The 20,036-nt window shown below is 61.9% G+C and carries 24 protein-coding genes; 9 read left to right on the top strand and 15 right to left on the bottom strand.

Annotation, left to right across the window (positions count from 1 at the left end; all coding sequences use genetic code 11):
* Positions 1-201: 201 nt before the first annotated feature.
* Together IPK17_RS22485 and IPK17_RS22480 are read right to left on the bottom strand one after the other, a co-directional pair.
* Positions 202-1,431 (bottom strand): S1C family serine protease, encoded by a 1,230-nt coding sequence (locus IPK17_RS22485; RefSeq protein WP_343419937.1) that lies wholly within the window; start codon positions 1,429-1,431, stop codon positions 202-204.
* A gap of 235 nt (positions 1,432-1,666) precedes the next feature.
* Positions 1,667-2,473, bottom strand: coding sequence for an MBL fold metallo-hydrolase (locus tag IPK17_RS22480; protein ID WP_343419936.1), 807 nt, complete (start codon positions 2,471-2,473; stop codon positions 1,667-1,669).
* Between the two features lie 163 nt (positions 2,474-2,636).
* Here IPK17_RS22480 and IPK17_RS22475 point away from each other — a divergent pair, with 163 nt between their 5' ends.
* Entirely contained in the window at positions 2,637-3,896 is a 1,260-nt protein-coding gene (locus IPK17_RS22475) for an SH3 domain-containing protein (RefSeq protein WP_343419935.1), read from the top strand.
* Positions 3,897-4,062: 166 nt separating this feature from the next.
* On the opposite strand, the gene IPK17_RS22470 is transcribed toward IPK17_RS22475, so the two are convergent.
* Together IPK17_RS22470 and IPK17_RS22465 are read right to left on the bottom strand one after the other, a co-directional pair.
* Entirely contained in the window at positions 4,063-4,731 is a 669-nt protein-coding gene (locus tag IPK17_RS22470; protein WP_343419934.1) for an HAD family hydrolase, read from the bottom strand.
* A gap of 63 nt (positions 4,732-4,794) precedes the next feature.
* Positions 4,795-5,862, bottom strand: coding sequence for a saccharopine dehydrogenase family protein (locus tag IPK17_RS22465; protein WP_343419933.1), 1,068 nt, complete (start codon positions 5,860-5,862; stop codon positions 4,795-4,797).
* Between the two features lie 56 nt (positions 5,863-5,918).
* Between IPK17_RS22465 and IPK17_RS22460 the strand changes: the two genes are divergently transcribed.
* Entirely contained in the window at positions 5,919-6,371 is a 453-nt protein-coding gene (locus tag IPK17_RS22460) for a GIY-YIG nuclease family protein (RefSeq protein WP_343419932.1), read from the top strand.
* Here the strand turns inward: IPK17_RS22460 and IPK17_RS22455 are convergent.
* On the bottom strand, positions 6,352-7,239 hold the full coding sequence (locus IPK17_RS22455) for an alpha/beta fold hydrolase (RefSeq protein WP_343419931.1): 888 nt from the start codon (positions 7,237-7,239) through the stop codon (positions 6,352-6,354). The two genes, IPK17_RS22460 and IPK17_RS22455, sit on opposite strands and share 20 nt — an antisense overlap.
* A 96-nt stretch (positions 7,240-7,335) precedes the next feature.
* Positions 7,336-7,941, bottom strand: coding sequence for a TetR/AcrR family transcriptional regulator (locus IPK17_RS22450; protein WP_343419930.1), 606 nt, complete (start codon positions 7,939-7,941; stop codon positions 7,336-7,338).
* A gap of 197 nt (positions 7,942-8,138) precedes the next feature.
* Between IPK17_RS22450 and IPK17_RS22445 the strand changes: the two genes are divergently transcribed.
* Positions 8,139-8,717 (top strand): TetR/AcrR family transcriptional regulator, encoded by a 579-nt coding sequence (locus tag IPK17_RS22445; protein WP_343419929.1) that lies wholly within the window; start codon positions 8,139-8,141, stop codon positions 8,715-8,717.
* Positions 8,718-8,813: 96 nt separating this feature from the next.
* Entirely contained in the window at positions 8,814-9,500 is a 687-nt protein-coding gene (locus tag IPK17_RS22440) for a DUF4386 domain-containing protein (RefSeq protein WP_343419928.1), read from the top strand.
* Here IPK17_RS22440 and IPK17_RS22435 read toward each other — a convergent pair.
* Positions 9,495-10,328: a right-handed parallel beta-helix repeat-containing protein gene (locus IPK17_RS22435; protein ID WP_343419927.1), complete on the bottom strand. Its 834-nt coding sequence runs from the start codon at positions 10,326-10,328 to the stop codon at positions 9,495-9,497. The two genes, IPK17_RS22440 and IPK17_RS22435, sit on opposite strands and share 6 nt — an antisense overlap.
* 142 nt (positions 10,329-10,470) lie before the next feature.
* Between IPK17_RS22435 and IPK17_RS22430 the strand changes: the two genes are divergently transcribed.
* The 4 genes from IPK17_RS22430 (at position 10,471) to IPK17_RS22415 (ending at position 14,219) form a co-directional block, all read left to right on the top strand.
* Positions 10,471-10,872, top strand: coding sequence for a hypothetical protein (locus tag IPK17_RS22430; RefSeq protein WP_343419926.1), 402 nt, complete (start codon positions 10,471-10,473; stop codon positions 10,870-10,872).
* An 18-nt stretch (positions 10,873-10,890) separates the two neighbouring features.
* On the top strand, positions 10,891-12,210 hold the full coding sequence (locus IPK17_RS22425; RefSeq protein WP_343419925.1) for a hypothetical protein: 1,320 nt from the start codon (positions 10,891-10,893) through the stop codon (positions 12,208-12,210).
* A 60-nt stretch (positions 12,211-12,270) separates the two neighbouring features.
* The gene (locus IPK17_RS22420; RefSeq protein ID WP_343419924.1) at positions 12,271-13,299 is read left to right on the top strand and encodes an NAD-dependent epimerase/dehydratase family protein; all 1,029 of its coding nucleotides are present in this window, start codon (positions 12,271-12,273) and stop codon (positions 13,297-13,299) included.
* Between the two features lie 344 nt (positions 13,300-13,643).
* Positions 13,644-14,219, top strand: coding sequence for a pseudouridine synthase (locus IPK17_RS22415; RefSeq protein ID WP_343419923.1), 576 nt, complete (start codon positions 13,644-13,646; stop codon positions 14,217-14,219).
* 97 nt (positions 14,220-14,316) lie between these two features.
* Here the strand turns inward: IPK17_RS22415 and IPK17_RS22410 are convergent, their stop codons facing one another.
* The gene (locus IPK17_RS22410) at positions 14,317-15,108 is read right to left on the bottom strand and encodes an alpha/beta hydrolase (protein ID WP_343419922.1); all 792 of its coding nucleotides are present in this window, start codon (positions 15,106-15,108) and stop codon (positions 14,317-14,319) included.
* Between the two features lie 75 nt (positions 15,109-15,183).
* Between IPK17_RS22410 and IPK17_RS22405 the strand changes: the two genes are divergently transcribed.
* Positions 15,184-16,005, top strand: coding sequence for an alpha/beta fold hydrolase (locus IPK17_RS22405; protein ID WP_343419921.1), 822 nt, complete (start codon positions 15,184-15,186; stop codon positions 16,003-16,005).
* Between the two features lie 74 nt (positions 16,006-16,079).
* Here the strand turns inward: IPK17_RS22405 and IPK17_RS22400 are convergent, their stop codons facing one another.
* The 7 genes from IPK17_RS22400 to IPK17_RS22370 form a co-directional block, all read right to left on the bottom strand.
* Positions 16,080-16,394, bottom strand: coding sequence for a hypothetical protein (locus tag IPK17_RS22400; RefSeq protein ID WP_343419920.1), 315 nt, complete (start codon positions 16,392-16,394; stop codon positions 16,080-16,082).
* Positions 16,364-16,543, bottom strand: coding sequence for a hypothetical protein (locus IPK17_RS22395; RefSeq protein ID WP_343419919.1), 180 nt, complete (start codon positions 16,541-16,543; stop codon positions 16,364-16,366). Before IPK17_RS22395 ends, IPK17_RS22400 begins: the two co-directional genes overlap by 31 nt.
* Complete coding sequence (locus tag IPK17_RS22390; protein ID WP_343419918.1) at positions 16,540-17,484, bottom strand: FAD-dependent oxidoreductase; 945 nt, start codon at positions 17,482-17,484, stop codon at positions 16,540-16,542. The genes IPK17_RS22395 and IPK17_RS22390 overlap by 4 nt, the downstream gene beginning before the upstream one ends.
* A gap of 278 nt (positions 17,485-17,762) precedes the next feature.
* Positions 17,763-19,178, bottom strand: a complete 1,416-nt coding sequence (locus IPK17_RS22385) for a bifunctional homocysteine S-methyltransferase/methylenetetrahydrofolate reductase (RefSeq protein ID WP_343419917.1) — start codon at positions 19,176-19,178, stop codon at positions 17,763-17,765.
* Between the two features lie 70 nt (positions 19,179-19,248).
* On the bottom strand, positions 19,249-19,629 hold the full coding sequence (locus IPK17_RS22380; protein ID WP_343419916.1) for a homocysteine S-methyltransferase family protein: 381 nt from the start codon (positions 19,627-19,629) through the stop codon (positions 19,249-19,251).
* A gap of 6 nt (positions 19,630-19,635) precedes the next feature.
* Entirely contained in the window at positions 19,636-19,791 is a 156-nt protein-coding gene (locus IPK17_RS22375; protein WP_343419915.1) for a hypothetical protein, read from the bottom strand.
* A partial coding sequence (locus tag IPK17_RS22370) for a hypothetical protein (protein WP_343419914.1) occupies positions 19,751-20,036 on the bottom strand: 286 nt, incomplete at its 5' end. The genes IPK17_RS22370 and IPK17_RS22375, both read right to left, overlap by 41 nt.

The following is a 20,036-nucleotide window of genomic DNA, read 5'->3' as shown; positions in this document are numbered from 1 at the left end:
GATCATGATACAGCAAAATGCGCTGGAGCATTTCCGCCAGTTGTGCGAAATGTGTAAGTGTCCAGCAGGAGAGTAGGGGCGCACCTGTGTGTGCGCCCGCCAATTTTCAAACCAGCGGACGCGATAAATCGCGTCCCTACGAAACGGAGATTCTGTCGCCCCGCCCGGAATTCGGGGCGGGGCCGGGGTGGGAATGTAATTCTATTCGGCGCAGAGCGGCGTGACGGTCGTCTCCGGGCGCGCGATCATCTCCAGCGGCACATCGAAGGTTTCGCCACCGCGCACAATCAGCAGCGTGATCGTGTCGCCGGGGCGCACGTTGGCCACCAGATATGCGACCAGTTCGTCCATATTGCGTACGTACTCGCCGTTGATCGCCACGATGATGTCGCCGCCCACGCAGATGCGGCGGTCGCGCACCAGCACTTCACGTGTACCGCCGCGCAGCCCGCCGTTCGCCGCCGGGGAGTCGGGCGATACGGTCGAAATCAACACGCCTTCGGTGACGGGCAGATCAAGAATTTCGGCCAGCCCGGCCACGCTGAAGCCGTTCTCGACGGATTCGCTCGAAATGCCGAGCCACGCGTACTCGACGCTGCCCGTCTCAATGAGTTCCGGGATGACGCGCAGCACGGTCGCCGATGGCACGGCAAAGCCAATGCCCTGAAAGACGCCGGACTCGGTGCGGATGGCGGTATTTACGCCGATCACCTGTCCGTTGGAATTGAGCAGCGGGCCGCCGCTGTTGCCGGGGTTGATCTCCGTATCGACCTGAATGATCGACGGGTTGTTGAAGCGTTCGGTCGTGCCGACGATCAGCTCGGCGGACGGGAGCTGCCGCCCTAGGCCGCTGACAATGCCGACCGACATCGAACTGGCGAGGCCAAACGGGTTGCCGATGGCAATCGCGCGTTCGCCCACCCGCACCGCATCCGAATTGCCAAAGACCACCGGGGCGAGGCGTTCACGCGCCACCTCAACTTGAATGACCGCGAGGTCGCTGTACACATCCACGCCGACCACTTCGGCGTTGGCCACCGTGCCATCATGGAAGGTGACGAGGACACTCTCAGCATCAGAGGCGAGATGCGCGTTGGTGACAATGTGCCCCTGATCGTCGTAGATCATGCCGGAACCGCTGGCGCTGCCGATAGTATTGGTGGTCGTGTTGGTATAGGTCACATCGATGTTGACGACCGAGGGCACCACGCGCTCGTAAATGTTCGTCAGCAGCAGATATTCCGCGTCCGCCGCGTCAATGATCGCCTGCGGGACAGGCGTCGGCGTCGCGTTTTGAAAAGCGGCGTTCACGGGCAGTTCCGCCACGGGCGTGCTGACGGTCGCCCGATCCGGCGGCATGGGGGTCGGCGCGACCTGACAGGCGGCGCTCAGCAGCAGGGCGAAGATCAGGATGGGAAGCGACTTTCTCACAGATTAAACCTCAGTCAACCACAACAGGCGTGCTTACGCACTCCCGCTATTCTAACGTGAGTTATGGATAACGCTTCTCTGACCCCACCCCCGACCCCTCCCCGAATTCGGGGAGGGGAGACAGCAAAAACAGGGTTCGTCTCCCCTCCCCAGCGTGCGTGGGAGAGGGGTTGGGGGTGAGGGGAGGCACAAATGAGGCTTATCCACAACTGACGTTATTCTAAGGCACATTTGGTCAATCTGTGATGGCGCGGATATAGCGCTCAGCGGAAAACAGCAGTCCAGCTTTCGCGTCGTGCCGCGTGATTTGCCCGAACGCCTCATACATGCGATCAAACGCGAACGGTTCGACCGCGCGCACGATCTGCCGGACTTTGGAGGCGGGCAGCGGGATCATATTCGGGTAGCTGTACATGAATGACATATAGCGGCTGTCCGCCACAATGTCGATGGTATCCGCCGTGAACAATACCCCACGACCGTCCGCGCCATCACGCCAGTGCAGCACGGTCGCGCCGGGGAAATGCCCGCCACAGCGAATGACCGTCACGCCGTCCCACAGCGGGAGCTGTTCGCCTTCCCACAACACGACCGCCGGATCGGGCCGCATCACCCAGTCGCGGTGATCGGCGTGGAAGTAGATCGGCGCATGGTCAAAGGCGTGACTCCATTCGACCGTCGTGCTGTGATAATGCGGGTGCGACACAGCAATCGCCTGCACACCGCCCAACTCGTTGATCGCCGCGACCGTCGCCTCGTCGATCAGTGTGATGCAGTCCCACAAGACGTTGCCGTGCGGCGTCTGGATCAGAAAGGCCTGCTGGCCGATGCCGAGTTTCGGCTCGGTCTTGATGCGGTGGAGTAACGGTTCCGGCGACTCGATCACATTCTTGAAGTTGGGGCGCAGGTCTTCCAGCGTCGTCCAGCGCTGGCCGTCAGGGTGGATATACTGGCGGTCGTCCACGCAGATCGGACAGGCGGCAGGCGGTTGCTCGGACTCGGGATACTGTGTGCCGCAGGTCGCACAGATGAATAAGGGCATGGGTCTCTTCTCCTCGTGCATGTTTCTGTTGTACCCGACCTGACAGCCGCGCACATCGGACAAGGGACTAAGGCCTACGCTGTACACTTGGACAGGTGTAATCCGCTGAATCGCCATACAATGGGGAAGCTCTTTGAAGCCGCAACCGAGAAAGGGAACCTGAATGACTCGAGCTATACGCCGATTTGGGCTGCAGATGCTCTGTGCGCTCGCGCTGGTGGTGGTGCTGCCGGTGAGCGCCCAATCGGAGGGCACGCTGGTCGTCGGCCAACCGACCGTCGGCAACCTGGCCGATCCCGCTGCCGTCATCACCTTCGACTATCCGTTGGCGCAGGACAGCGCCGTCGTCATCGAAGCGTTTGGCGAAGCCCCCGCGCCTGCCGTGACCATTCTGCGCGACGGCGCGGTCGTCGCCGCCGAACCTAACACCGCCGGGTCGCTGACCATCGCCTTGACCGCCGTGCTGAACGCCGGGACATACACCGTGCAGGTGAGCAGCGCCAATGCGACCGCCGGACTGGTCATCCTCATTGTGAACAGCGAGACGCCGATCACCGCGCAGCCGCTGGCACTTGGCACACCGATCAGTGGTGCCGTGAACGCCGAGTCGCCGCTCGCCATCTACAGCATCAGCGGTTTGACTGCGCCCGCCGACCTCTACGTGACGCAGACGGGCGGCGGTGGGGTGCGCGTGCTCAATGCCGAGACGAGCGCCATCAGCGCGCTGATCGGTGGCGAATTCACTGAGGCGCGCTTGCAGATTCCGGCCAATGGCAGCAGTTATCGCGTCGAAGTGCTGTACGCGGACGCGGCGCACACTTATACACTCTGTCTGAGCGCAGTCGGCGCGCCGACGTGCTCCGGCGAGTCGCTGCCACCCGCTCCGGTCGCCACCCCGGTGACCGACAGCGTGTGCATGCTCACCCCGCTCAACGCGGGCGGCGTGAACATCCGCCAGTCCGCCAGCGTGAACGCTCCGGTGATCGGCGCACTGCCCGGCGGGACGAGTGTCGCCGCGCGCGGCATCAGCCCGGACGGGAGCTTCTTCAGCGTGACGTTTAATGGCGTGAATGGCTGGGTCGCCGCGAGCGCGGTCGGCGCAACCGGGAGCTGTGGGGCGCTGACCGTCGTCGAACCGCCGCCCATCAGCCTCCCGCCGACGCCCCTCCCACCGCCGACACCCAGCGGCCCGTGCCTGATTCGCATGACCGGGGAGCAGTTGGTCTATTCGCAGCCAGTTGTCGATCCCAGCTATATCTTCGACGAGGTCCAGCCGGGCTTCGAGTTGATCCCGGTCGGGCGGCTGGCGGACAATTCGTGGTGGCAGACCAACTACGCGATGGCGTGGATTTCGACGAGTGCGTTTGGCAGCACCGCGACGGTCAGCGGGGATTGCCGCGCCCTGCCGATTGTATCGCCGTAGGGGAGGGGCTTGCCGGTCACTCGCTAGGATAGCGTGATCGTATCAACCTCCCCCCTAAATCCCCTCTCCCAAGGGCGAGGGGACTTGAAATCCCGCCCGTCTCCCCTCCCCGAACGGAGAGGGGCTGGGGGTGGGGTTAAAAACGGCGTGTCAGCCGATGCGCCGCTCAGCTTTCGATGATCATCCAGCCTTTGGTGGCGGCAATCGCCCGCAGGTCGGCGTCGGGATCAACGACATAGGCCGAGCCGAGGATCGACAGGAACGGCACATCCGACACGGTATCGCCAAACCCGACCGACCGCGCTAAATCAATACCCATCTCCGCCGCGACCGCCTGCACGCGCACGACTTTCTCCTGCCCGCTGAGCGGCTTTTCCGCCTTGCCCGTAAAGACTCCATCCTTGAGAATCGGGATCGTGCCTTCACCGCGCCAACCGAGCGTCTGCGCGAAAACGGCGACCCCCTGCTGGAGCGCCGCGCTGACGAGGATCACCGGGTAGCCTTGCGCTTCGTACGCGCGAATTTGGGCGATGGTCTTGGGCTTGAGCGCGGCCTGCAGCAGCGGGATCTCGCGCTCCATCACCGCGGCATTGTGGGACATGGGGACGTTGCGCATGGCCGTCATGATCGCCAGATAGCGCAGAATGCCGCCGATTTTCGACTTGGACGAGAACGGCTTGGCCAACACGCCGAGCGTCGCCGTCGTCAGCACATTGAATGTGGGGACCAGCCCCATCGACCGAGCTTGCTCAAAATACGTGCGCGGAAAGCTGATGCTGATCAGCGTGCCTTCGACATCGCTGAATACGGCGGGACGCAGGGCAGAGTTCGTCATCCGGTCTCCTCGGGACTAGGCATAGCTACAGTAGAGTAAACCCGCGTGGTGGCGATCCGTCGCTCACAGCGTGTCGTAACGGCGCGTCGATTCGAGTTGCAGGATGAAATCCGCGCCGAACGCCTGCGCCGGGGACTGCGCGCCACGATACCCGCCCTCCAGCACCCGTTCGACCGCCAGAATGCCCGTTTTCGCGGTGAGCGCGTAGGCTTCGAGGGTGTCGAGCCACGCTTCAGCCTCATTGCCGCTCGCATCGGTTGCCCGCGCATACACATACGAGCGGGCGGTTCGGCGGCGCTGTTCGCTCGGCCCGGGCACAAAGCGATCAATCAGCTTCTTCATCGTGGAGCGAATCACGGCGCTGCGTCCGGATTGAATGAGCAGGAAGCCAAAACGCTGCGCATAGGCGATGAAGAACGGCGGTAAACGCATGTAGGTCGTGATGTTGGGGATGCCAGTGGAATGGTAGGCGGTCACGATGTCTCCCCACGGGATCGCCATCGTTAGCACGTCCTGCCCATCCGTCATGCGGAAGCGGCGCGCCTCCGCGCCAAAATCGACGGGCACGAGCGTGCCGTTACGCCGCGTCCGCCCACCCTGCGGCGACATTTCGATCATGCTCTTGAGCGTCCCCGCCGATGCGCCGGAGTCCAGCCCGCCCGCGCCGAGCACATCGACGACGATTTCCAGATGCGTCGCGGTCGGCAGCTTGTCGGCGACATAGCGCGCAAGGCAGTCGCTCGGCACGACGTCGAAACCCACGCCAGACAGGATCAGCGTGCCGCGCTCCCGGGCGGCAGCATCGCGCGCAAACGCGGCTTCGAGCACGGGGAATTCCCCGGTGATGTCGAGGTAGTGCGCGCCTGCATGCAAACAGGCATCCATCATCGGCGCGCCGGTGTAGAGGTACGGCCCGGCGGCATTCAGCACGAGATCGACGCCCAACCCGCGCAGACGCTCCGCCGCCGCGTCTACGCCGAAGGCCACATACTCGACGTTATACGCCTCCGCCAGCGGCTTGAGCTTCTCTTCCGAACGTCCCGCGATCAGCGGACGGTGGCCGCGCTGAATCGCCTCGTCGAGCAGGAGTTTGCCCGTATATCCGGTTACGCCGTACAGCATCCATGCCATTGCGGTCTCGCCTCGCCTATGCCATTCTCAGGCGATCATAGAACCGGAGGTCGAAAATGCCAATTTCTGCTGACCTGCCCCCGCAGCCGGGAACGTATATTCTGCTGCTGGAAATGGTAGAAGATCAAGCGGTGTCGATTGGAAAACTGGGGACATTTAACCTAGATCGCGGCTGGTATGCCTATGTCGGCAGCGCGTTTGGCAGCGGCGGTCTGCGCGGGCGGCTCACGCATCACCTGACACCGCCCGCGCGCCCCCATTGGCACATCGATTATCTGCGCACCGCCGCGACCGTCCGCGCAGTGTGGACGGTCGCTAGCCGGACACCCTACGAGCATGTGTGGGCGGAACGGCTGCTCGCGCTGCCCGACGCAACGATCCCGATCTCCCGTTTTGGCGCGTCCGACTGTCGCTGCGCCGCCCACCTGTTCCGCTTTGCGGAGCGTCCGCTACTAGCCGAATTTCAGACGCTTAATCCGGAAATCGCTATCACCGGTTGGCAACCATAAAGTCACCGATCAGCTTGGCAATCGCTTCGCCCTGCTCATCCTGAACGTAGTGTCCGGAGGTGGCAAAGCGCGTCACCTGCGCCTTAGGAAATAGTTCTTGCCAGCGCCGTAATTCCTGCTCTCGGAAGGCGATATCTTTCATGCCCCACGCCAGCATGGCCGGCTTATCCGCGATGTTGGCGCGCCGCTGCCACAGGCTGTCCAACCATGCGCTTGAACCGATGATCTGCCTCGGGAAAACCCACGTCCCTTTGCGGCTTTCCGGGGTGGGCAGCGCGTCGAAATAGTGGCGGTGAATCTCCGGCGTGAGCAGGGCTTTTTCCCCGTAGGCAGTCTTCACCACCTGCCCAACAAAGAAGTTGTAATTACGGCACAACCAGCGCCCAATCGGACCACCGACGAAGCCGCTGAAACCCTGATAATACCAGTCGGCTTTGACCGACCACATCCACGTATTCAGGATGACCAGCCGCTTCACCCGTTCCGGGTTCTCGACTGCGTACGACAGCCCAATCGGACCGCCCCAATCCTGCACCACCAGCGTGATGCCGCTCAGGTCGAGCGAGTTCAACAGGCTGGTCAGGTTGGCGGCGTGATCCTGCGGTAAGTACGTCCAACGGTCCGGCTTATCCGACTGCCCAAAGCCGATGTGATCCGGGGCGATACAGCGGTACCGATCACGCAGGGCGTTGATCAGTTTGCGGTACACGAATGACCACGTCGGGTTACCGTGCACCATGACAATCGGCTCACCCTGCCCAACGTCGACATAGCGCATCAGCCCCGCGGGAACCCGATGCGCGCGCGCTTCATAGGGGTAGAGGTCGGTGTTGATCCAGCGGGCGGTGGTCAGGCTGGCTGCGAGCATTATCTCTTTTCCTCGAAAACTAAATGCTGGATACTATGTGAACGATGTTAACTCATTGACAAAAAAGTGCGGAGACGCTTGGCCTCCGCCTATCGCTTAAGCGGGGATACGTGTGAAACTCGCGATCACCCGCCCCAGAATCGTTTCCGTGACTTCCGCCATGCGTGCCTGTTCTTCGTCCATGACGGTGGTCTGGAGCATCGCCAGACCATGCACCGTACTCCAGCAGTGCAGCACGATGGCATCCTCGGTGTAGTTCGCATCCGCTGCAAAAATGCCGAGTTCAATGCCATGCCGCACAATGTACAGCAGCGAGCGCATGGCGAGTTTCTGATTCTCGGCCTGCGTCGACGGGGATGGGCCGAGGTGGAACATCAGGTGATATTCGACCGGATGTTCCCGCGCAAAGTGAATGTAGGTCATGCCACCAACCAACAGCATCCGCGCGGGACTGGATACGCCGTGCAGGCGCTGAAAGATCGCCGCGTTCAGGTGCTCAAAACACTTGGCGCGCACGGCGTCCACCAACTCATCTTTGCTGCTGAAGTAGCGGTAGAGCGCTGCTGGGCTGTAATCCAAGCGGTCAGCCACCGCGCGCAGCGATACAGCGTCCAATCCATCGGCAATAATCATGGCATACGCTGTGTTGATGATGTCCTGCCGGGTTTTCGTTTTACGGCGTTCGCCGGGCTTGCTCTGCATAGGTTTCAGCTTCTGTGAACACTGTTTACAAAGTGTAGAGTTTTAATCATCCTCTGTCAAGCGCCTGGTCAGGCGCTTGTGTCGGCTGGCATGTCCACCTTTCGCAAGGGCGGCCAAGTTAGCTCTTGACAATTTAGAGTAATTGCTCTAAATTGTCTTTTAGAGTTTTTACTCTAATCTACAGAACACAGGGTTGTATGAAGACCAAAGAACACATTCTCAGTACGGCGCTGGGGCTCTTCAATCAAAAAGGCACCAACGCCGTGACGACCAATCATATCGCCGAGGCGGCGGGCATCAGCCCCGGCAACTTGTACTATCACTTCCGCAACAAAGACGAGATCATCCGCGCGCTGTACGCGCAGCTTTCGGCGCGCAATGATGTCGAACTCCAGCTTCCGCCCAATCGGCTGGCCACGATCGACGATGTGCAAGCGCTCGTGCGGACGAATTTCACCATCCTGCGTGATTATGCCTTCATCTATCGCGAATTCGCCGCGCTGATGCAAGCCGACCCGGAACTGCACAAGGCCTATCTCGCGGCGCGCGCCCGCGGTTACTTCGGCTTCCGCGCGTTGATCGCGGTGCTGGCGCAGGCCGGGATCACCAATTTAAGCGATCCGGCGGCGGTCACGCGCCTCGCCGATATCTGCTGGCTGATCACCGAATTCTGGCTGTCCTCACTGGAGGTCAGCGGCCAGCCCGTCGACGAAGCGGGCATTGAACGCGGCGTTGAGCTCATGCTGCACGTGCTGCGCCCGTACTTCGCCGTGTAAGTCCAGCTCGACCAATCTAGATCGGTTTCCCCACGTGCTCACTTTCGAGCCCGTGTAGTTCACTGCGCCTATCCGCAGATAGAGGAGAACTGCACCATGAACAAATATCGCAGCACTGCCCTGTTTCTGATCGTCGTTCCGCTCGCCTTCAATGTCGCCTTCTTCGCGCTCGGTGGAGCCTTCGAATACCCGGATATTCTGCGCCAGCCGACCGCTGACATTCTGCAAAAGTTCAGCGCGGGTGGGAGCAGCCTCGTCGCGCTGTGGTATGCCTTCGCGCTGACCGCGCTGCTCTCAGTTCCGCTGGCGCTGCTGCTGCAAAGCGTGTTCGAAGACGAACATCCGCAGCTTGCCCGCGCCGCCGGGGTGATCGGCGTGCTGGCGGGGCTCGTGCAGACGCTCGGCCTGTTCCGCTGGGTGTTCCTCGTGCCGACGCTGGCCGCGACCGTCGCCGATCCCGCCGCCACGCCCGGTCTGCGTGACGCAGCGATGATCGCGTTCGAGTCCGCGCATCAATATCTCGGCGTTGCCGTGGGTGAACATCTCGGCTACTTCTTCACGGGCACATGGACGATTTTACTCAGCGTCATGATGTTCCGTTCGCGCTGGTTCAACCGCGGGCTGGGCATCGTCGGCATCAGCGCGGCGATTGGTATCATGGTCGGGCTGCTCGAACCCGCGGGCGTCGAGTTCGCCGGGCTGGTCAACGCGCTGAGTTACATCGTGTGGTCAGTGTGGCTGGTGACGGCGGGGCTGCTGCTCTTCCGCCGCAGCGCGTCATGACCCCGGCAGCACCGGGACGAGTTCGCCGCAGCTCGTCCCCGGTGCTTGTACGTTCCCGCCCCCGTCAATCATCCCGCCAAAGCATGGCGCGGAATCGGCGCTGCCCAGCAGCAGCGAATGCGCCAGAACCACTTCTCCGCCGCGATGCGTGCCGACCGCGCTGCCCCCGGCGGGGGCGTAATTCTCGTAGAAGGTGCTGCCGATGACGACCACACTGCCGCTGTTGGCAATCCCCGCGCCCATGCCGCCGCGTTCGGTGGCGACGTTCCCGTAAAACACGCTGTTCTGCACGAACAGATCGCCGCTGGCGTTGTCCACGCCGCGCCGATTGCCCGTGAACGTACTGTCACGCACATACGCTAAGCCGGAGTTGTACAGCGCCGCGCCCCGGTTGCCCGCAAACGTGACCCGTTCGAGCGTGAGCGTGCCGAAATTCGCCAGCGCGTGTACGTTCCCGGCGAGGCGGCTGTCGCTCAGCGTGAGCGTGCCGTTGGTGTTGATCGCGCTGCCGCCGGATTCCGCGTTCCCGCGCACAAAATCGACCCCGCGGATGTTGACCTCCGCGCCGTCTTCAATGAACAGGATGCGCCCGCGCTCTTCCCCATCGAAGGTCACCGTATGCGGCGCGGCGTTGATCGTGATATCCGCGTCAATGACTTTAGTCGTCGTGATCGGGATGATTCCCGCGCAGGTGAATTCCAGCGCGTCGCCGTCCACCGCCGCCGCCAGTGCCTGATCCAGCGCTGCTTCGCTGCATTCAGCAATCGTCAGCCCCTGCGGGCGCGCCCAGCCGGTCAGCGCCAGCAGCATGAATAAAACTATCCGCAAACCCTTGCTCCTCGTTGTGTTGTTTGCCCTGTCTATGATAAACGCGATTTTGGCAGGAGTTGGCAGTCTTTTTCGTGGATTTGGCAGTGGTTGTTCGCCTAAGCTGAGGGCATTCGCTCAACTTATGGAAAGGTGCACCGCTATGAATAACGCCCAGCTTCTCCGCCGCGCTCTGCTCGCCGACAGCCTGATCTCGACCACCAGCGGGCTGATCTTCATCTTCGCCGCCGCGCCCGTCGCCGCGTTTATGGGCATCCCCGATCCGCTGGTGGCGACGCTCCTTGGCATCGCCCAGGTGATCTACGGTCTGATCATCGGCCGCGAAAGCCGCCAGACGCTCACCCCCACAACCGGGGTTGTCTTCTTCGGCTTGAACCTGATCTTCGTCCTGCTGTGCGCGCTCATCCTCGTCACCGACGCCTTCGCCTTGACAACGAGCGGGCGCTGGGCGATTCTCATTGGCGCGGATATTGTCTTGGTGCTGGCCGTCCTGCAATATATCGGCGCGCGGCGGATCAGTGCAGGGGTGCGGGCGCAAGCCTAATGTGAATCGGGAGTTCTCTTGGCGGTTGTCCAAGTCACGGTCTTCGGCCTGACCTTATGGTTCGGCTGCTATCTGGCGGCGCGCAGTTCCAAACGACCGGGGCTGCGCTACGCCGGTTGGGGCTTGATCGCCTACGCGGGCGGGCTGGCCTATTTGCTGCTCGAACCGGCGCTGCCCGTCAGCGCGATTCGCCCCTTAGCCCTGCTCTTTCCCGGTCTGTTCTGGCTGGCGGCGATCTATTCGTTCACGCCCAACGTCAGCGCGTATCAGGTGCATCGTCTGTTCGGTGCAAGCGCCGCCCTGACCGCCGTGACGCTCGCCGCCGCGCTGCTCCTCGATGCGCTCACGCTGGTCGTATTTGTGCCCATCGGCGGTCTCCTGTTCGCGCTGATCAGCGTGCTGCGCCATCTGCGCGAACTCCCCCGCCGCCCGCTGATCATTCTGCTGGTGGCGACGACGTTTTTCGTGCTCTCGCTCGGTCTGCTGCTGCTGCCCACGGCGGTGCTCATGCACACGCTCGTGTTCCTCGGCGCGAGCGGCGACCTGCTGCTGCTCGGCTACGCGCTGGCCGGGCTCGACGCTTACGAGGAAGGCACGCTCCTCTGGCGCGACCTGCTGCGCTCATTCACCTTGAATGGCATCGTCGCGCTCGTGTTCGGCGGGCAGGTGGTGATCAGCCTGCACCTGCTCGGTTTGGGTGCGGCAGCACTGGTCATCGGATTGCCCGTGATCGCCACGGCCATCACCCTCGTTACCCTGTTCGACCGCCTGCAAGCCGGGCTGGATCGACTGACGTTCCCGCGCCAATCCGATTTGAGCGAACAGCGCGCCGAACTGCGCTCCGTCGGGGACGCGGTGCTGCGCGTCAACTCAACGGTCGATTTCACCACATTGAGCAGCGCCGAATTCACGCGCTACACCCGGCAGGCGCTCAGCCACGCGCAAAATCTCGACAAGCTGGCCACCAGTCCGCTCACCTACCTGCCGCTCATCGATCAGCGCTTGGCGGCGCGCGGCGCGGATGCGTCGCTGCTGGAACGCGCCAAAGAACTGCGCGCCCTGCTCCGCGCCAGCATTGAGCGGCTCAAACCGCATGAGGGCAGCGGCTTCACCGACGAATGGCGCTATTACAACGTGCTCTATTTCCCGTATGTCGCGGGCCTGAAGCCTTACAGCCGCCGCTTGGACGCCGACGATCTCGATCCGGCGGCACGGCAGGCGCTCGACTGGTTCGCGAACGCCGTCCCCGAACGCACCCTCTACAACTGGCAGGCAACGGGCGCGAAACTCGTCGCCCAAGACCTGCGCGATCAACTAGAACGCCTGACCACGCCTTGAGGAACGCGCGCATCACGGCTATAGTTCACGCATTGGGCTGGGCGTAGGAGCAAACAAACGATGCGGGCATTGGTCACAGGCGCTACCGGGTTTGTCGGGTCGCACGTGGTGCGGGCGCTGGGTGAAAGTGGACATCAGGCGGTGGCGCTGCACCGTTCTTCGTCAAAGCTAGACGCGCTAGCGGGCTTGACCTATGCGAGCGCGCTCGGCGATGTGACCGACCTCGACTCGCTGCGCAAGGCCGCGGCGGACTGCGATTGGGTCTTCCATGTGGCGGCGGTCGCGGATTACTGGCGCAGCGACAAACAGCGCATGTTCGATGTCAACGTGGGCGGCACGCAGAACGTGCTGCAAGCGGCACGGGAAGCGGGCGTGCAGCGCGTGGTCTTCACGAGCAGCGCGGCGGCGATCGGCATTCGCGCCGATGGTCTGCCCGCCGACGAAACCGTGCGTTTCAGCCTGCCACCGGATCAATTCCCCTACGGCTACAGTAAAGTTCTCGCCGAAATTGAGGTCGGCAGGGCAGTTGAGGCGGGTCAGGATGTGGTCACGGTCAACCCGGTCGTGATCATCGGCCCCGGCGACCTCAACATGATTTCCGGCGACTTCATCCTGCAAATGAAGCGCCTGTCGTGGACGCTGCCCGTCCCACCCGGCGGCGTAGCGACCATCGACGTGCGCGATGTGGCGCACATGCACATCGCTGCGGCGGAACGCGGACGCACCGGCGAACGCTACATCCTCGGCGCAGTCAACTATCCGTACTCGGAGTGGTTCAACCTGATCGCCGATGTCATGGGCTTGCCGCGTCCCGGATTCCCCGTCCCCGGCTTTGCGCTGCCGATTGTGGCCTCGGTGGTGGATCGCCTACGCGCGGCGGGCATCCCTGTGCCGATTGACGGCAACCAGACGCGGCTCGGCAAGGAACGCATCTACTTCGATTTTCGCAAGGCGTGGAGTGAACTCGGCGAACCGCAGATCGACATGCGCCAGAGCGTCGCGGACACCTATCACTGGTATCGTGACCACGGCTTCATCCCCGACGATCCGCAGTCCAAGCTGATCGAGAAGATTGGACGGTGGCTGTAGTAGAGTTTAAAATTGGAAAGGAATTTTTTTTTTGGTCCTGTGACCAAGTTGACAGTGGTCAGTGGTCAGTTCAAGTGGGTATGTTGGGGGGCTTCCCTTGTTTCAACAGGGCAAGCATACTCGACCCCTCCACCAACCCCTTCCCGAATTCTTTTTGTTGTTTAGGTTGGGTAAGTAGGGGAGCCAACCTCACCTCGCCCAACCAAATTCCCAAGACAACGAGTCGTAGGGACGCAGCAACGGCGCGTCCAGTATTGGGCAAGCGAAGCTGCTTTCTTAGTGATCAAAGTTAGAAATTATAACAAAACAAAACCACAACAAGTAACTACAGATGATTAGCAACCATGCAAATTTACCGCTTCTGGAAACCCTATAACGTGCTGACCAAGTTCACCGACGCGGACGGCCGCCCCACGCTCGCGGATTACATCGACGTGGCGAACGTTTACGCGGCGGGACGCTTGGATATGGACAGCGAAGGCTTGCTGCTGCTGACCGATTCCGGCGCGCTCCAGCACCGCCTCAGCGATCCGCGCTTTGAGCATCCCAAAACGTATTGGGCACAGGTCGAACGCATCCCGGACGAGACGGCGCTCGAAAGTCTGCGGCGCGGTGTAGAACTCAGCGAGGGCGGGAAGCTGTGGCGCACCAAGCCCGCGCAAGCCCGCCTGATCGACCCACCGGACATCCCCGAGCGCCCCGTGCCCATTCGTTACCGCGCCCACATCCCCACGACGTGGCTCGAATTGACCATCAGCGAGGGGAAGAATCGGCAGGTGCGGCGCATGACGGCGGCGGTCGGCTACCCGACGCTGCGCCTCGTCCGCTGGGCCATTGGCTCGATCACGCTGGCAGGCTTGCAGCCGGGACAATACCAAGCGCTCACCAAAACAGAAATCGAGCAGATTCGGCGGTGGTGAACCTCACCCCCAACCCCTCTCCTAGAGGAGAGGGGAGGCAGGCAGAGTTTTGAAGTCCCCTTGCCCTTGGGAGGGGATTTAGGGGTGAGGTTGTTCTCTACAACCCCCGTTCCGCCAGCCACGCGAGGATGTGATCGGCGCTCGTCTGCCACGACGCCTCACACATCATGTTGTGCCCCGTATCCGGCACGATGATCGCCGTCGTGTTGGCGGCACGAGCGATGGCGCGCTGTTCATCCGGCGTGAAGAAGCCGTCGTTCTCCGCGCCGATCACCATCACCGGCGCTCGGAGCGGTTTGGGCGCGGTGAAGCTCTGGAGCGCGATCTCGATGAACACGCGAAATGATTCATCCTGCAGGCGTTCGTAGGTGCGCTGCACAATCGCATCGGCGGTCGCCGGGGTGTATAGATGCCGGCGCGCCAGTTCCGGCGTCCCCACGAGCGGGTACAGCTTCAACTGAGCCAGCATTTTGACGAACACCACTGGGTTTTTGCTCAGTAAGCGCAGTACCATACCCAGCGCGCCCACGGTCGGCAGCGCGGCGACCAGTACCCCCGCGGCGGCGCTGTACTGTTCCAGATATTTGAACAAGGTATAGCCGCCCATCGAATGCGCGATGATGATCGGCGGCGCTGGCAGTGTATCCGCTACCTGTTTGATGTCCGCCACGTAATCGCTGATCGAATACCAGCGCAGCCCCGCGCGGCCTTCGCTGTTGCCATGCCCGCGCAGACTCAGCGCATGCACATGATAGCCGTGGTCAGCGAAGTACGGCAGATAATGGTCCTCCCATGCCCACGCGCCATGCCATGCGCCATGAACGAACAAAATCGGCGTGGAACGCGGAACAGTAGTCGGGGCACGCGAGATTACTTCAAGGCGCATCATCAATCCTTTTGCATAAAGCGAACTTTTGTGCTATCTTCAAGATTGTCTGCATTTATAACACAAGGATACAGGTGAATGACACAAACGGTCAGCGGGTATCTGGATGTGCCGGGCGGCAAGCTGTACTACGAGGCCGCCGGGGCGGGACAAGCGGTGGTTTTCGTTCATGCCGGCATCGCTGATCATCGGATGTGGGATGATCAATTCGCGGTGTTCGCCGAAAAGTATCGCGTCGTCCGCTATGATACGCGTGGGTTCGGCCAGACGACCAGCGACAGCGTGGAATTCTCCAACCGGGCCGATCTCCGCGCGCTGCTCGATCATCTCGGCATCGACAAAGCCGTGCTGATTGGCTGCTCACGCGGCGGGCAGATCGCCACCGATACCACGCTCGAATTCCCGGAACGCGTCACCGCGCTGATCACGGTCGGGTCGGGACCGGGCGGTTTCACCGACGGCGATACCTCCGACGAAGATGCGCTGTATCCGCAAGTGGAGGCCGCCGAACAAGCCGGTGACACGGAAAAACTTATTCAGTTGGATGTGCAAATCTGGGGGTCGGGCCTAAAACGCTCGGTCGACGTGATGCCCGCGTCGTTCGTCGCCAAAATGGTCGAGATGGGCCGCGCCAATTACCAGCATATCAGCGAACAACTCAAGCCGATTGTGCTCGATCCGCCCGGTGTGGCGCGCCTGCACGAGATCAAAGTGCCCGCGCTCATCCTCTGGGGCGATCTGGATACGAATTACATCCTCGCCGCCTCGCCCGCCTTAGCCGACGGCATCCCCGGCGCGCAGCGCGCCGTCATGACGGGCACGGCGCACCTGCCCAACATGGAACGCCCAGAAGAATTCAACCGCCTCGTGCTGGATTTTCTCGCGTCGGCGCTGAAATAAAGCGTCTCCATCGATGGGTGGAATGGAAAATAAAAACCCCTCTCGCGTGGGAGAGGGGTTTGGGTGAGGCGTCTTTACTGCTTGACCGCGGCCAATTCCTGTGTGACCTGAATGGCGGGTGTCTGCGGCTGACGGCGCTGGCGCAGCGCATAAGCGATCACCTTGCGGGCGATGCGCGGCGCGAACAGCGTTGTCCCCGGCTGAAGCATGTGCTGTACGGGCATAAACGCCCGGTAAACTTCCTCATCTTCCGGGATGAGCGCCAGCAGATTCACGGTATACCAGTTCATGAAGCGCGTCAGGGCATTCCGCTTGCCGCCTTCAGTCGCCGGCCAGCCCAAATCTTCTGTGATCGCCATCATCCATGCCGGCGCGAGGACTTTCGCCACGCGTTTTGAAATTCATGTCCCAGTCCGGCAAACGCGCCGTTGCGTTCGCGCAGCAGGGTCGCCAGGGCGTCGGCACTCGAGGCTGACACGGTCATGCCCTGCGCATAGGTTGGGTTGAACTGCGTATAGGCATCGCCAATGATGATCAAACCTTCAGGAAGTGCTCCAGCTTGTCATAATGGCGCATCCGGTTGATCAGGTTGCGATAACCGTGCACAGGCGTGATCGGCGTACCCTTGCAGATCGCGTCGTAAAGCTGGCGGGACGCGAGCGACCGCGCGAAGTTCATAAAGCCCGCTTCGTCGGTCGGCGGGTAATCCTTGCCAATCCCGTACAGCGTCACCTGCCAGCGCCCACCCTCCACCGGCACGATCAGACCGCCGCGCGGCAGGACGGGATGGACGGGCTGAATCCACAGCAAATTCCAGTCGTACTCCGCCGTGTCGGGCATTTCGAACCAGCGCGTACTGTAGCCGACAAACGCATCAATCACCGTTTCCTGAGGCCCGTTCATATCCCATTGCCTCCAACCAGTCCGGGGTTTTGTGCTGCGTCCGCTGGCATCCACCACCAGATCGGCATACAAAGTATCGACACCCTGCGTGCCCCGCTGCCGCACTTCCACACCCGTGATGGTCGTCGCCAGCGTATTGGCGCTCAAACCGAGCACATCATAGCCTTCGAGCACAGTGATGCGCGGGTTCGCCAGTACATGCGCACGAATGCGCGACTCCAGCAGCGGACGACTCATGCTGACCGCTTCGATGCCGGAAACCAGACGCTTTGCCCAGCCCGTACGGAAGCGGATCTGCGCCGCTTGTCCTGCATCCAGCTTGAGCGTGCCGTGATCCAACAAATCGGCTTCGAGACCGGGGAAGAGTTCTTCCATAATTTCACGCCCACGCCCGAGCAGCGCATGCCCGTGAAAACCCTGCGGGACGCCCGCCCGCGGATCGGCGTCCAAGCTGGACACCTTGTCGCGTTCAATGATCGTCACCTGTTCAAAATGATCGCTGAGCACCCGCGCGGTGAGCAGTCCGGCGATGCTGCCGCCGATGACAATCGCGCTGTGATTTTTAGGCTGAGCCATGGCAGTTTGATCCTCAATCAAATCGATTTCTAACGATATGCCATGATTAAACCGCAGTTTCATGCCTACAACTTCATGCGTCCGCGGGAAATTGCGATCCCCATTTAGACGGAGAGCAAACTCAATCCAATTTCGACAACTGAGGCGACTTATGGGGTCTGACATTGATCAATGAGGGGGATGTGCAGCTTGGGCTAGAGCACAGAAACGAGAGGTGCAGGCACAGCGCGCCCTTTAGTCCCCTCTTCGAACGGAAAGGGGACTAAAGGCTGAGAGAGTTATCCCACCGCCACCGCGTCGATGACTTCGGCGGCGAGTTCGTATTGGCCAAACGCGGGGATCACATACGCGCCGCGCACGAGGTCTTTCATGTCGCGCAGCAGTTCCTGCGCCACGCGCACGCCTTCGGCCGCCGCTTCTTCGCCCGCATCTTCCAGCCGCTTGAGGATACTCTGCGGAATCTCGATGCCGGGGATTTCGTTGTTGAGGAACATGGCGTGGCGCAGGCTGTACAGCGGCATGACGCCCATCAGCACGGGCAGTTCCAGCGGATGCCCTTCGAGTTCCTCATAGCGTCGCAAGAAGCGTTCCGCCACTTCGGGCTGGAACACGGGCTGACCGAGCGCGAAATCCGCCCCCGCTTCGATCTTCTTGCGCAGCACGTCGATCTCTTTGTCGGCGTCCACCGCGCCCATGTTCAGCGCGCAGCCGATGGTGAAGCTGGTCGGCTGGCCAAGCGAATTCCCCGCCTGATCCACGCCGACATTCATGCGTTCGTCGACGAGCCGGATCAGCGCGGAGGGCACGATGTCGTAGTTGTCCATCGCATCCGGATAATCGCCAATACGCGTGGGGTCGCCCATGCACACGAAGATATTGCGCACGCCGAGCGCATGCGCGCCGAGCAAATCGCCCTGAATGCGCAGCAGATTCCGCCCGCGCGTCGGGAAATGCAGCACCGTTTCGATGCCGAGGCGCGTTTGCAGCGAATGGCACACCGCCCACGGGCTGACACGCATGCGCGCCGTCGGGCTGTCCGCAATGTTGAGCACGTCCGCGCCCGCATCGCGCAAGGTCTGCGCGGATTGCAGCAGGCGCTCGAAGTTATGCGAGCGAGGCGGGTTAACCTCCACGCTGATCACGAATTTGCCGCCCTTCAGCTTTGAAGGCGAGTCGCTCGGACGTTCCGCGACGCCGCCATCGACTTCGCCATTCGTCTCCAGAATAGCGACGTGCGGCAGCGGACGGGTCGTATCGTCGAGCGCCGCCCGCATCGCGCTGATGTGTTCCGGCGTCGTGCCGCAGCACCCGCCGATGATATTGGCGCCAATCGCCTTGAATTGCAGCGCGTAATCCGCAAAGTATTCGACCGTCGCCGGGTACATGGTGCGCCCGCCCATGATCTGCGGAAAACCCGCGTTCGGCTGGGCGGAGAACTGCGCTTCCGGTTCGACCAGCCGCATCTGCTGGAGCACGCGCGCGATTTGCACCGGGCCGCCGCTGCAATTCACGCCGATCACGTCCGCGCCAGCGGCTACCAGCGCCCGCGCCACTGCCCCCGGCATGTGACCGGAGAGCGTGCGATCATCCTGCGAGAAGGTCATCTGGCACATCACCGGAAGTTCCGGCGCGGCGTCCCGTGCGGCTTGCAGCGCGAGCAGCATTTCCGGCAGGTCATTGAAGGTCTCGAACAAAGGATCACATCCACGCCACCGTCCGCCAGCCCTTGATCTGTTCGGCGTAGGCCGCATGCATCCTCTTCTTTCAGGCGACCATACGGCTGTACGCCACGCCGAGCGGCCCGACCGATCCGGCAACATACACATCGTCGCGCCCGCTTTCGCGGATCACCTGCCGCGCCAGTCGCGCGCCCGCCCGATTGATCTCGGACACGCGATCTTCGAGGCCGTGATCCGCCAGCTTGTAGCGGTTCGCGCCGAAGGTGTTCGTTTCCAGCAGTTCCGCGCCCGCCTGTAAATAGGTGCGGTGAATGTCGAGGATGACGGCGGGCTGTTTCCGGTTCAGGTCATCGAAACACGTGTCCATCGAGACGCCGTGCGCGTGAATCTGCGTGCCCATGGCGCCATCGGCCAACAGCGGGCGATTCGGTTGGGTAATGCGTTGGGAGAAAGGAATAGGAGTCATGGCCGCCTAATTCAAACACGTACCGTACAGGATGATTTGCGTGCCGACGCCATCGTCGGCGCGGGCAATGTCGAAATCGACGCGAGCGATTTGCCGCCCCAAGTAAGAGATCGGCGTAGGGCTATCCACCGAATTGCGCAGGTAAGTGCCAATGTGCACCATACCACGAGCGCACCGTGTTCGAGTCATCCGGCGTCCACAGCGTAGCCACCGTGATGCCCATCCCCCACGCGTTAATGAAGTTGTGCACTTCCGAGCGCACTTCCGCGCCCGGGTAATACGGCAGGCGTTCCGGAAAATAGGCGGAGCACACACCGCTGAGGCCCAACACCGAACCGATGCTGCACGCGAACACCGCCACCACTACGATCAAACAGCCCGTCAAGGGGCCCCAATTTCGACGCTTT

The organism is Candidatus Flexifilum breve (genome assembly GCF_016713355.1).
The sequence above is the reverse complement of the archived record's forward strand: the minus strand, read 5'-3'. Positions and strand labels throughout refer to the sequence as shown.